Below are 12668 nucleotides of genomic sequence, written 5' to 3' on the forward strand. Positions count from 1 at the left end.
GTGGTAACTCAACAATACAACATATATTCAAAAACTGCTACTTTTTTGTTAAAAAAGTGGAAAATTCACGTACCTGGGGCTAGCCGCCGCGCTAGCGGCTTGGTACAATCCCTGCAAGATTGAAAATAACGTATGATTAAGAAAAGGAGGCAGGTACTTTGGTGGAAGTCAGATATATGGAGAAGAGTGACAGGGAATTTTGGTATACATTAGATAAGCATTTACCGGAACAGGAGTTTGAGAATAAAGTGAATACAAAGAGGGGATATGTTCTTTTGGAGAATCAGTGTCCGGTAGGACTTCTGAGATATAATCTCTTTTGGGATAATACACCGTTTTGTACCATGCTGATACTAAAAGAAGCATATCGCGGCAAAGGATATGGCAGCGTGCTGATGGAGTATTGGGAGAAAGAGATGAAAGATCTGGGGTACGGAATGCTTTTGACATCCACGCAGGTGGATGAAGAAGCGCAGCATTTCTATCGGAAACTGGGGTATAAAGACTGTGGAGGATTTGTGATAGACATTCCGGCTTATGCACAGCCGATGGAACTTTTTTTGATAAAAGAATTGTCCTGACAGAAAAATATAAAAGATATAAATCATTAAGATACCGGCGTGCACAAAATGTACAGCCGGTATCTTAGGTTAGGGGAAATATGATAAATAGTAGTTGGCAAATTAATAAGCGGTAAACGCCTGCATTGTCTGCTCGTTGAGGTGTTTTGCGTCATCACTATAATAGGAAGAAATGACAATAAAACGATCATCTTTCAGAGCTGCATAAAAATCTTCGTGGAACGGAATACCGCCTTCATCTACAGCAGAAATAGAAAGCTTAGAATAAGATAGATTTCCAATCTGCACAGTATCGTAAGTATCGTTAGACTGATAATTAAATGTATCAGAAGAATAAGTCGAAACGATGAACTGCAGATATTCATTTACTGTCATGCCTTCATAGAAGACATTCTCCACAGACAGGGAAAGATAAAAGGAATTTTCCGGATCATAGACACCAAGCTCGTTAATGATTCCGGTATTATCAAGAAGCTCGCCATTTTCATCGGTAATTCCGATATCCAGTTCTTCTCTTGATTCCATGTATAAGCCGGCTGGACAGAGAAAACGCAGACCAGCCCATTCACTCTCGTAAGTAGTTTCCGTGAGAATACCTCGTTCGAAACTGTCACAAGCGTCTTCGCTTTGCTCCGGTTCAGGAAGAATTCTCTGAAGTTCTTCGCTGGCAGCGTCAGGCGTTGCGGCAATTGAGAGAGCTTTATGTACCTGACGGGTAACAGCAGAAGAATATGCTGTCAGAAAAAGCACCGGCTGTATTAGAAGTCCGGCAATAATTCCGAAAATAAGCATTATTTTTTTCCACCCTTTGTACATAAACATCTCACCATCTTTCAGAAGACTATTTTATAATACAATTGTAATATAATAGTACGAATTTCGCAATGGAAATTCACAATATTTCACAAAAAATTGTACTCTATTCTAAAAGGAATTGACTTCTTAAGAGTTTATAAACTTTTAGCAATTTTCTTGACAAAAATGGCGGGGAAAGATATGATTAGAATCGATAGTTTACATTAGTTATTAGAAAAGGCTGAGAGAAAGAGGAGTACACAGAGAGGGCGCTGAAAGAGAAGATCATCACTGGCTGAGAGGTGATCGCAGAGAGCGGCTGTGGAAGGTAGCTTTGGAGCCGGATATCTGAACCGCAGATGTGATTAGGGTATCACGGGAGTTCCCGTTACAGAACAGAGAGATATCTGTAAGCAATTACAGATAACAAAGGTGGTACCGCGATAGATTCGCCCTTTACAGTTGTAAAGGGCTTTTTTATTACGTAGGAAATTCAAAATGAGGAGGATATTTATGAGTAAAGTACTTGAAAAAACTTATAATCCGAAAGAGATTGAACCAAAACTATATGAAAAATGGTGTGAAAACAAATATTTTCATGCAGAAGTAGACCGCAGCAAAAAGCCGTTTACAACGGTAATGCCGCCGCCGAATATTACCGGAAAACTGCATATGGGACATGCATTTGACAATACACTGCAGGATATTTTGATCCGCTATAAGAGAATGCAGGGATATAATGCATTATGGGTTCCGGGAACAGACCACGCAGCCATTGCTACAGAAGTAAAGGTTACAAACCAGTTAAAGGATCAGGGAATTGATAAACACGAGATCGGCCGTGAAGCATTCCTTCAGAAAACATGGGAATGGAAAGAAGAATATGCGGGAACGATTGAGAATCAGTTGAAAAAGCTTGGTGTTTCCTGCGACTGGGACAGAGAACGTTTCACAATGGATGAAGGATGCTCGAAAGCCGTAGAAGATGTATTTATCAAGCTTTATGAAAAAGGATATATTTATAAAGGTTCCAGAATTGTAAACTGGTGTCCGGTATGTCAGACTGCATTGTCAGATGCTGAAGTAGAACATGAGGAACAGGCGGGACATTTCTGGCACATTAAATATCCGATCGTAGGAACAGACCGCTTCCTTGAGATCGCAACAACACGTCCGGAGACTATGCTTGGAGATACTGCTATTGCAGTTCATCCGGATGACGAGCGCTACAAAGATATTGTAGGAAAGATGGTATTGCTTCCGCTTGTAAATAAGAAAATTCCGATTGTTGCAGATGCTTACGTTGATAAAGAGTTTGGAACAGGTGCAGTTAAGATTACACCGGCACATGATCCGAATGACTTTGAAGTAGGAAAACGTCACAATCTTCCGGAAATTAATATTATGAATGATGATGCTACGATCAACGAACTTGGCGGAAAGTATGCAGGTATGGAACGCTATGAAGCTCGTAAAGCAATTGTGAAAGATCTGGAAGAACAGGGATATCTTGTTAAGATCGAAGAGCATACTCATAATGTAGGAACACATGAGAGATGCCATGCGACAGTAGAGCCGTTGATTAAACAGCAGTGGTATGTAAAGATGGAAGATCTGGCAAAACACTGTATTCATGCAGTTGAATCAGGAGAAATCCGTCTGATTCCGGAAAGTATGAATAAAACATATATGAACTGGCTGAATGGTATCCGCGACTGGTGTATTTCCAGACAGATTTGGTGGGGACACAGAATTCCGGCATATTACTGTGACGAATGCGGCGAAGTTGTTGTAGCACATGAGATGCCTGAGAAATGTCCACATTGTGGATGCACACATTTCACACAGGATGAGGATACGCTTGATACATGGTTCAGTTCTGCACTGTGGCCATTCTCTACACTTGGATGGCCGGAGAAAACAGAAGATCTTGATTATTTCTATCCGACAGATGTTCTTGTAACAGGGTACGATATCATTTTCTTCTGGGTAATCCGTATGATTTTCTCAGGTTATGAATATACAGGTAAAGCTCCGTTCCATACAGTATTGTTCCACGGACTGATCCGCGACTCTCAGGGACGCAAGATGAGCAAATCTCTTGGAAATGGAATTGATCCGCTTGATGTGATCGACAAATATGGAGCAGATGCGCTTCGTCTGACAATCGTAACAGGAAACTCAGCAGGGAACGATATGCGTTTCTATGAAGAACGTGTGGAAAACAGCCGTAACTTTGCCAACAAAGTATGGAATGCGTCAAGATTTATCATGATGAATATGGAAGGCAAAGAAATTACAGAACCGTCAAGAGAAGAACTTGAGGCAGCAGATCGTTGGATCTTATCAAAAGTGAATACACTTGCAAAAGATGTAACAGAGAATATGGACAAGTTTGAACTTGGTATTGCAGTTCAGAAAGTATATGATTTTATCTGGGATGAATTCTGTGACTGGTATATTGAGCTTGTAAAATATCGTATGTACCACGCAGAAGAGAATCCGGTATCTGCAAACAGTGCGCTTTGGACATTGAAGAAAGTATTGGGAGATGCACTGAAGCTGCTTCATCCATATATGCCGTTTGTAACAGAAGAAATCTACAGTGCACTTGTACCGGAAGAGGAATCTCTGATGATGTCATCTTGGCCGGTATGTGATGAAGCGCTGTGTGATACAGAAGCAGAAAATATTGTGGATCATATGAAAGAAATTATCCGCAGTGTTCGAAATACAAGAGCTGAGATGAATGTTCCGGCAAGCCGCAAAGCAAAAGTATATGTAGTTTGTGCGGATGAGGAACTCAGAAACGGTTTTGAACATATGAATCATTCGGTACTGCCGCTTATGAGTGCAAGTGAGATGATTGTAACTGCAGTGAAAGAAGGAATTGCCGAAGATGCTGTATCGATTGTAGTTCCGGATGCCAGCGTTTACATGCCGCTTGAGGATCTCATTGACTTTGAACAGGAGATTGCCCGCCTTGAGAAAGAAGAAGAGAAGCTGAAAAAGGAGCTGGCTCGTGTCAATGGAATGCTGAACAATGAGAAGTTTATGAGTAAGGCGCCGCAGGCAAAAGTAGACGAAGAGAAAGCGAAACTTGCAAAATATGCACAGATGATGGAGCAGGTTCAGGAAAGACTTGGACAGCTTCGCAAATAATGTGTTTTACTGATGATTTGATGAGAGGTTTCATACATGAAAAAATTTCATAAACCAGATATCAAAGGAATGTGGAGCAAGGTAAGAAATCTGAAAAAAGAAGATGTGAAAGAATATCTTCATCAAAGAAAAGTCAGACGGGAAATGATTTTAGAAAAGCGCAGAAACAGTGCGTTTGCAAAAAAAATGCAGCCGGTATACCGGTTTATGAATCGGATTTCGATTCTTATGCACGCACTGTTAGCCTGTGTGATCAACTTTTTTATCGAAGTAATCTCAAGACATTCCTTCATGGAAGCATGGGATTATATGACAGGATCACCGTGGGTATTTTTATATAATGCGTTTTTAATCTTTATTACATTCTCGATTGTATATCTCGTAAGAAGACGAGTGTTTGCCAGAATTATCCTGACGGTGTTCTGGATGGCTTTAGGTGTGACAAATGGCTATATGCTGATCAAGCGTGTCACGCCGTTTAATGCTCAGGATTTGAAGGTTATGGCAGAAGCAATGGCGATCATGAATAATTATTTTGATCCGCTGGAGCTTGTGATGCTGATTGTAGGGATCGGAGCCGTAATCGTCTGGGTTGTTGCAATGTGGAGACGAGGGGGACAGTTCACAGGAAAACTGCACCGTTGGATGGCGCTGATCGGAATTGGATGCTGCGCTCTTGGCTACAGTGTAGTGACAAAGTATGCAATTGATAACCGAGTGATTTCTACTTATTTTGGAAATATTGCATTTGCATATGAGGACTATGGTTTTCCATATTGTTTTAGCGCCAGCCTGTTTAATACAGGAATTCATCAGCCAAACGGATATTCTGAGGCGAAGATGGATAAGATCAGCAAAAAGGGTGAAATGACGATGGCAAGTGCGGACACGAAAGAACGTCCGAATATTATTGTAGTACAGCTGGAATCTTATTTTGACCCGTTGGAGGTAGAATTTTTTGAGACTTCAGAAGACCCGATTCCAAATCTTAGAGAAATGTCTAAAAACTATTCTTCCGGATACTTTAAAGTACCGTCTGTAGGAGCCGGAACCGCGAATACAGAATTTGAGGTACTGACCGGAATGAATATGCGTTATTTTGGACCGGGAGAATATCCATATAAAACTTATGTCAAAGAGAAACAGTGCGAAAGTGCGGCATCAGCGCTGGAAATGCTAGGATATGGAACGCATGCGCTTCACAATAATGGCGGTAATTTCTATAGTCGCGCAAAAGTTTATAACAACATGGGATTTGACAGTTTTACAAGCAAAGAATTTATGAATATCTTCAGTTTACAGAAAATGGCTGGGCGAAAGATGACATCCTTGTAGATCAGATTACAGAGGCGATGGATCTGACGAAGAGAGAGACTTTGTATTTTGTGTCAGTGTACAAGGGCATGGAGATTATCCGGAAGAACCGGTATTGGAAGATCCACATATCAAACTGAGTGGAATTGAAGATGAGGCGACAAAAAATAAGTGGGAATATTATGTGAATCAGGTGTATGAGATGGATGCATTTGCAGGACATCTGATTGAAGAAGTAAAGAAGCGTGATGAGCCTACAGTCGTTGTCTTTTATGGAGACCATCTGCCGACATTAGGTCTGGAAGTAAAAGACTTAAAGAGCCGTTATCTTTATAATACGAACTATGTTATCTGGGATAATATGGGACTTAAAAAGTCAGACCGGAATATCCCGGCATATCAGATCATGGCAGATGTATTTGACAGAGTCGGTTTCCATACAGGTTCTGTGTTTAACTATCATCAGCAGAGAAGACAGACAAAAAACTATCTGTCAGACCTGGAACTTCTGCAGTATGATATGCTTTACGGAGAAGGCTACATTTACCAGGGAGAGACTCCGAAGATCGGAGGCTACATGGAAATGGGTGTGAAAGACGTTTATATCACTGATCTTGTTTCGCATTTAGATGGTGCTTACAGTATTTACGGAGATCATTTTACAAAATACAGTAAGGTTTATATCAATGGTGAAAAACAAAAATCCACATTTTTAAATAATACAAGGATTGATTTGAAAGAAAGTACTCTGAAAGAAGGAGATGTTGTTGAAATCAGTCAGGTAGGTTCCAGCAATACAATCTTTCGAACGTCTGCGGCTTATGTATATTACGACGGAAAACTTGTGGAACAGACAGAAGAGACAGCAGAGAATACCGGGGAGGAAATTTCCGATAAGGAGGCTGCTGAAGGAGAAGCCGGTAAAGATCAGGCAGCAGATCAGAAACAGGAGAAGACAGAATAAGTGGTTTGTTGGGAGAACGATATGAATTATCAGGAAGCAGAAGATTATATTTACAGTCTTCCAAAGTTTACAACAAAAAACTCTCTTGAGCATACGCGGCAGTTTTTGAAACGCCTGAATGCAGAAGGAAGAGAGCAGAAGATACTTCACATTGCAGGCACAAATGGAAAAGGTTCCGTTTGTGCCTATCTGCAGGCGCTTCTATTGTCAGAAGGAAAGACAGTTGGAATGTTTACTTCGCCTCATCTTGTAAAGATGAATGAGAGAATCTGTGTGAATGGACAGGCGGTTGCAGATGAAGTCTTTTTGGAAAGTTTTGAGAGGGTGCGAAACGCAGTAAAGAAAATGCAGGAAGAAGGAATCGCACATCCGACTTTTTTTGAATTTCTTTTTGGAATGGGAATGGATATTTTTGCAGAAAGCGGTGTCGAATATATTATTCTTGAAACAGGACTTGGCGGAAGGCTGGACGCTACCAATGCGATCGGCAATCCTGTTATTTCCATAATTACGTCTATCAGTTTGGATCACACAGAGATTCTTGGAGAGACAATAGCTGAAATAGCAGCAGAGAAAGCAGGAATCATAAAACCGGGAGTTCCGGTAATTTTTGACGGGAACTGTGAAGAAGGCGCCAAAGTAATAAGAGACAGAGTCAGAGAACTCGGAGCACCTTGTAGAGAAATCACGAAAAATGCGTACGAAATTCAAAAAACTGCAGGAAAAGATATTGCATTTTCAAGTGTGAGTGCGTATTATGAAACTACCGTATGGCACTTGTCCACAACAGCGTTGTATCAGCCAATGAATGCCATACTGGCATTAGAGGCGATGCGAAGTTTGTGGAAAGAAGAAAAGCATCTTGACAGATGGCAGAAAGCTCTTGCCGGAGTACACTGGGCAGGAAGAATGGAAGAAGTGAAACCGGGAATTTTTCTGGATGGGGCGCATAATCTTGGTGCAGTCAAGGTTTTTGCAGAGTCTGTTTCGGCAAAAGAAAAGCGGGGAAAACGAGTAATCCTTTTTTCGGCAGTACAGGATAAGGATTATGAACATATGATCCGGCTTCTTGCAGGAGCGAGCTGTGCAGATGTATTTGTTATTACGGAGATTAAAGATCAACGGGCGGCAAGTCCGGAAGAACTTTGCCGGATATTCAAGGAAGAGACCGATTGTCCGGTAAAAGTAATCGAAGATTATCAGCAGGCTTTTTCATATGCCTGTAAAGAAAAAGGGGAGAACGGGGAGCTCTACTGTCTGGGCTCACTGTATCTGATTGGTATGCTCAAAGAGCTGTTAGGAGGAAAATAACATGCTTGACTTTGAAGAAGAATTAAAGAAATTTAAACCGAGTTTAGAAGTAGAAGAGATCGAAGAGGCCGTATATGAGGAAGACCTCACGGATATGTCTGATCTTCTGCGGGAAATGATGCACCAGACGAAATAGTGAATCAGAAAGATTGTGGGGAATACAAGTGGAATATCAAAAGAGACTTATCCGTCAGTCGAATTACTGGTATAATGATGGACTGAAAAAGGCACAGATCAGAGATCTGTCCGGAGCGATCGCGTCTCTGCGAAGAAGTTTACAATATAACAGGGCGAATACGCAGGCGAGAAATCTTCTTGGGCTTGTGTACTATGGCCGGGGAGAAGTGTCAGAGGCACTGGTGGAATGGATTATCAGTAAAAGTTTTCAGGCACATGAGAATATCGCTGAATATTATATCCGTAAAGTACAGGATTCGGCAGGGCAGTTAGAGACAATCAATGATGCTGTGAAGAAATACAATCAGAGTATTACGCATTGCTTTCAGGGGAATGAAGATGTGGCAGTCATTGAGCTTCGCAAGGCTGTAACGGAACATCCATCTTTTGTAAAGGCATTTCAGCTTCTTGGGTTGATCTATCTTCATACCGGACAGCCGGCAAAGGCGAAACAGATGCTGAGAAGGGCGCAGCGTCTTGATACAACAGATCCGCTCACGCTTCGATACTTGCATGAGCTAAAGCTGTTTGGCAATGGGAAGCAGGCCGGCCAAAGAGAAGAAAAGGAGAAGACGGTTACATACCAGGTAGGAAATGAAACGATTATCCAGCCGGCTGCCTCTGTAATGAAAGATATGCCGCCATCAATGATGATTATGAATATTTTCGTGGGAATCTTGATTGGAGCAGCCTTTGTATGGTTTCTGGTTGTTCCGACTGTAAATGCGGCGAAGGCGTCAAATGTGACAAGAACAGCAGCAGCCTATAGTCAGGAGATTGCGGCACAGAAAGCGCAGGTAAGTGCGTTAAAGACACAGCTTGAAGAATACAGGGCAGATCAGGACGAAACGGAAGCAGCGAAAGCAGCGGCAGCTTCTGCTCAGGAGAGTTATGAGGCATTACTTAAAGTATCAGATCAATATGCATCAGGAGACTATAGTTATGCAGATATGGCTGAGGGACTGAGAACGGTAAATGCATCTGTACTGGGAGAGACTGGAAGCGCTGATTATACAAAACTTGCCGGCAAGATCTATCCGAGTGTGTGCAGTAAGCTTTACAGCGAAGCAGCTAATTATCATGCTGATGAGAATTCGGAAGGAGAAATTGCAGCTCTGGAAGAAATTATTGCTATGACAGAAGACTATAAAGACGGAGACGCGCTTCTTGCATTGGCAGATGCATATCTTGCCGCCGACAATACAGAAAAGGCGAAAGAAAAATACAACCGTGTAATAGAACTTTATCCGGATACGGAACAGGCAGACCTTGCAGCGGGCGGTCTTTCCGGGACACCGGCAGGAATCTTTTTATCAGGAGATTCATCATCTGATTCAGAAGATTCCTACGATTCATATGATTACGAAGAAGAATAAAAAAGTTACGTCAGAGAAGGAAAGTGTAAGAAATTGCATTTTCCTTTTTCATTTGCCGGAAAAGCAAAGGAACAGGAAGCAGATTCCGGCAAAGAACACAGGGGGTATTAAGTTCATGGAGTATTTAATTGAAGAAAACTGTCTGACAATTTTTCTGCCGCCGGAGGTAGATCATTTTAGTGCAGAGACCATCCGTAAAGAAGCGGACGAACTGATCAGGAGAAAGCATATCCGGTATGTCATTTTTGATTTTAGGGATACAGATTTTATGGATAGTTCAGGAATCGGAGTAATTATGGGGAGATATCGGACACTTTGTCTGTTAGGAGGCGAAGTGTGGGCAGTACATACAAATGAGCGAATGCGGAAAATACTGAAGATGTCAGGTGCAGCGAAAATAATCCGGGTATGTGAGGAGGAAATTTAAAATGAGAGACACCAATGAAATGGAGATCAGGTTTGACAGCTGTTCAGAAAATGAAGGATTTGCAAGAGTAGCCGTGGCGGCGTTTTTAACCCAGCTAAATCCTACGGTGGAGGAAGTTTCAGATGTGAAAACAGCAGTTTCCGAGGCGGTAACAAATGCGGTAATCCACGGATATGAAGGAAAGACTTATAAGGAAGATGGGACGTGCCGTCAGATACAGATTCACTGTCAGATTCGGAAGAAGACGATACAGATCCAGGTTTCAGATGAAGGAGTAGGAATCGAAGACGTGCAAAAAGCAATGGAGCCGATGTATACAACGAAGCCGGAACTGGACCGATCCGGCATGGGATTTGCGTTTATGGAGGCGTTTATGGATGAAGTCAAAGTTGAGTCAAATCCGGGCAGGGGAACAAAGGTTACGATGGCAAAAACAATCGGAAAAGGAAGGAACATATGGACCGTACAATCTCACTGATCAAACAATCTCACGATGGGGATGAGACAGCGAGAGCACAGCTAGTGGAAGAAAATATGGGACTTGTCTGGTGTATTGTAAAACGTTTTTGCGGACGCGGGACAGAGCCGGAAGATTTGTTTCAGATTGGAAGTATCGGACTTTTGAAAGCGATTGATAAGTTCAACCTGGATTTTGAGGTGAAATTTTCTACCTATGCAGTTCCGATGATTGCAGGAGAAATCAGGAGGTTTTTGAGAGATGACGGGATGATCAAGGTAAGCAGGTCATTGAAAGAACTTTCTTACAAGGCACATTTGATACGGGAGAGACTTCAGGAAGAACTGGGAAGAGACGCAACGGTACAGGAGCTGGCGCAAGAGCTTGGTGTGCCGGAAGAGGAGCTTACGATGGCGCTTGAGTCTTCGGGAGAAGTGGAATCCATCTATAAGCCGGTGTATCAAAAAGATGGAAATGAAATCCAGCTTGTAGACAGGCTTATGGAAAAAGAAGGCCATGAAGAACAGATTTTAAATAAGATTGTATTGGGAGGCCTTTTGGAAACGCTGAAGAAGGAAGAACGGCGGCTGATTTATCTGCGGTATTTCAAAAATCAGACGCAAACACAGGTTGGAAAAGAGCTTGGGATCTCCCAGGTGCAGGTATCGCGGATGGAAAAGAAAATCCTGCTCTATCTGCGAAGTCAGATGTAGAAAAAGGCATATCTGAATATTTTTTTCGAGAATGTACATACTACTTCTAAAAGAAAGGATGGTGGAAGGAAATGGAACAGGCAAGAAGAAAACTTCGGATATGCCTAATTTGTGTTGTGTTTGCGGCAGTGTTGGCAGGCATTGCTTATTATTATTACGAAGACGGAAAAATAGAAGTGATAAATAGAGGAACTCTTGTGCGTCAGACGGACACAAAAATAACAGGTGCAGAAGAAGCAAAATGGAAAGAAAAGGGAGCGGCAGAAGAAAAAGAACTCTGCCAGGTAAGATAATGGCGGGGAAGACGACAGTTTATCTGAAGGCGGAACAATGTATTGAAGTAAAGAAGCCGGATGTGACGGTAGGAGATCTTATGGCGGTAGAATGTACAGATCCCATTATGCTGTCAAAGATTAAAACAATAAAAGTACTGAAAATCAATGCGAAAGAACAGAGAAGATATGTGATGAGTATTCTTAGGGTAATTGAGTTGATTCACCGGCAGTATTCGGAAGTAGATATCCAGAATCTTGGAGCACAGGATATGATTATTGTCTATGAGAAACAACAAACACCAAACAAGCTGTTCCACCTGTGTAAAACGGCGGCGGTAGTGCTGATTTCCTTTGTGGGAGCAGCATTTTCGATTATGGCTTTCCAAAATGATGTGGCTATGGCGAAGTTATTTGGACAGGTTTATGAGCTGCTGACAGGCAGTCCTTCGGATGGATTTACTATTTTGGAACTTACTTACAGTGTTGGTCTTACGATTGGGATCTTAATCTTTTTCAATCATTTTGGCGGACGCAAGTTTGCAGTAGATCCAACACCGATGGAGGTGGAAATGCGTCTCTATGAAAACGACATCCAGACAACTTTGATTCAAAACTATTCAAGGGAACAGGTAGAGATCGATGCAGGAGAACCGCATCCGAAGGGAAGAGGAGGAAGCGTATGATGCCGAATTGGGCGGCGCAGATTCTGCTTGGAATGATTGGTTTTTCAGGCGGAGTTGCAATTGCCGGAGGGCTGTTTTCCTTTATTATCGGACTTGGTGTGATTTCCGAATTTGCAGATCGGACCCGTACCGGTGATAAGGTATTATTATATGAAGAATGTGTTGCACTCGGAGGGATTCTGGGAAATATTTTTTTTCTGTATCGTTTGAGTATTCCGGGAGGTATGGTTCTTTTGCCGATATTCGGATTATGTGCAGGGATCTTTGTGGGATGCTGGTCTATGGCGCTGGCGGAAATCCTGAATATTTTTCCGATTTTTGTCAGGAGAGTAAAAATTCTTAAAGGGATTCCCTGGCTTATTGCCGGGATTGCTTTTGGAAAAGGAATTGGAGCAGTGATATTTTATGCGAATCGCTGGTAGAAAGGAGAGAT

At 42.0% G+C, this 12668-nt stretch carries 12 protein-coding genes, 1 pseudogene and 1 other annotated feature; of the genes and pseudogenes, 12 read left to right on the top strand and 1 reads right to left on the bottom strand.

Annotated features, from left to right (window positions below; genetic code table 11):
* The first annotated feature begins 161 nt into the window (after window positions 1-161).
* Window positions 162-581 (top strand): GNAT family N-acetyltransferase, encoded by a 420-nt coding sequence (locus tag DWX73_RS08455; protein WP_242996760.1) that lies wholly within the window; start codon window positions 162-164, stop codon window positions 579-581.
* Window positions 582-683: 102 nt separating this feature from the next.
* Here the strand turns inward: DWX73_RS08455 and DWX73_RS08460 are convergent, their stop codons facing one another.
* The gene (locus tag DWX73_RS08460) at window positions 684-1373 is read right to left on the bottom strand and encodes a hypothetical protein (RefSeq protein WP_118348386.1); all 690 of its coding nucleotides are present in this window, start codon (window positions 1371-1373) and stop codon (window positions 684-686) included.
* Between the two features lie 237 nt (window positions 1374-1610).
* Window positions 1611-1836 (top strand) — a binding site (T-box leader).
* A gap of 53 nt (window positions 1837-1889) precedes the next feature.
* On the opposite strand from DWX73_RS08460, the gene DWX73_RS08465 reads away from it, so the two are divergent.
* The 11 genes and pseudogenes from DWX73_RS08465 to DWX73_RS08510 all read left to right on the top strand — a co-directional run bounded on the left by DWX73_RS08465 (window position 1890) and on the right by DWX73_RS08510 (window position 12657).
* Window positions 1890-4538 carry a valine--tRNA ligase gene (locus tag DWX73_RS08465; RefSeq protein ID WP_118348387.1) on the top strand — a complete coding sequence of 883 codons (2649 nt, stop codon included), beginning with the start codon at window positions 1890-1892 and terminating at the stop codon, window positions 4536-4538.
* A 36-nt stretch (window positions 4539-4574) separates the two neighbouring features.
* A pseudogene (locus tag DWX73_RS15550) lies at window positions 4575-6816 on the top strand (LTA synthase family protein).
* A 21-nt stretch (window positions 6817-6837) separates the two neighbouring features.
* A complete protein-coding gene (locus DWX73_RS08475; protein WP_118348409.1) occupies window positions 6838-8127 on the top strand; it encodes a bifunctional folylpolyglutamate synthase/dihydrofolate synthase in 1290 nt (429 codons plus the stop codon).
* Window position 8128: 1 nt separating this feature from the next.
* On the top strand, window positions 8129-8263 hold the full coding sequence (locus tag DWX73_RS14310) for a hypothetical protein (RefSeq protein WP_256439107.1): 135 nt from the start codon (window positions 8129-8131) through the stop codon (window positions 8261-8263).
* A gap of 28 nt (window positions 8264-8291) precedes the next feature.
* Window positions 8292-9680: a tetratricopeptide repeat protein gene (locus DWX73_RS08480; RefSeq protein WP_118348388.1), complete on the top strand. Its 1389-nt coding sequence runs from the start codon at window positions 8292-8294 to the stop codon at window positions 9678-9680.
* A 115-nt stretch (window positions 9681-9795) separates the two neighbouring features.
* Window positions 9796-10107 (top strand): STAS domain-containing protein, encoded by a 312-nt coding sequence (locus DWX73_RS08485; RefSeq protein WP_118348410.1) that lies wholly within the window; start codon window positions 9796-9798, stop codon window positions 10105-10107.
* A 1-nt stretch (window position 10108) separates the two neighbouring features.
* The gene (gene spoIIAB, locus DWX73_RS08490) at window positions 10109-10585 is read left to right on the top strand and encodes an anti-sigma F factor (RefSeq protein ID WP_118348389.1); all 477 of its coding nucleotides are present in this window, start codon (window positions 10109-10111) and stop codon (window positions 10583-10585) included.
* A complete protein-coding gene (locus DWX73_RS08495; RefSeq protein ID WP_118348390.1) occupies window positions 10564-11277 on the top strand; it encodes a SigF/SigG family RNA polymerase sporulation sigma factor in 714 nt (237 codons plus the stop codon). The genes spoIIAB and DWX73_RS08495 overlap by 22 nt, the downstream gene beginning before the upstream one ends.
* 71 nt (window positions 11278-11348) lie before the next feature.
* The gene (locus DWX73_RS08500; protein WP_118348391.1) at window positions 11349-11570 is read left to right on the top strand and encodes a hypothetical protein; all 222 of its coding nucleotides are present in this window, start codon (window positions 11349-11351) and stop codon (window positions 11568-11570) included.
* Window positions 11570-12235 carry a stage V sporulation protein AA gene (locus tag DWX73_RS08505; protein WP_118348392.1) on the top strand — a complete coding sequence of 222 codons (666 nt, stop codon included), beginning with the start codon at window positions 11570-11572 and terminating at the stop codon, window positions 12233-12235. The genes DWX73_RS08500 and DWX73_RS08505 overlap by 1 nt, the downstream gene beginning before the upstream one ends.
* Window positions 12232-12657 carry a stage V sporulation protein AB gene (locus DWX73_RS08510; protein WP_118348393.1) on the top strand — a complete coding sequence of 142 codons (426 nt, stop codon included), beginning with the start codon at window positions 12232-12234 and terminating at the stop codon, window positions 12655-12657. The genes DWX73_RS08505 and DWX73_RS08510 overlap by 4 nt, the downstream gene beginning before the upstream one ends.
* The last annotated feature ends 11 nt before the right edge of the window (window positions 12658-12668 follow it).

It is taken from the genome of Coprococcus sp. AF21-14LB (assembly GCF_003458885.1).
Taxonomy (GTDB): domain Bacteria; phylum Bacillota; class Clostridia; order Lachnospirales; family Lachnospiraceae; genus UBA9414.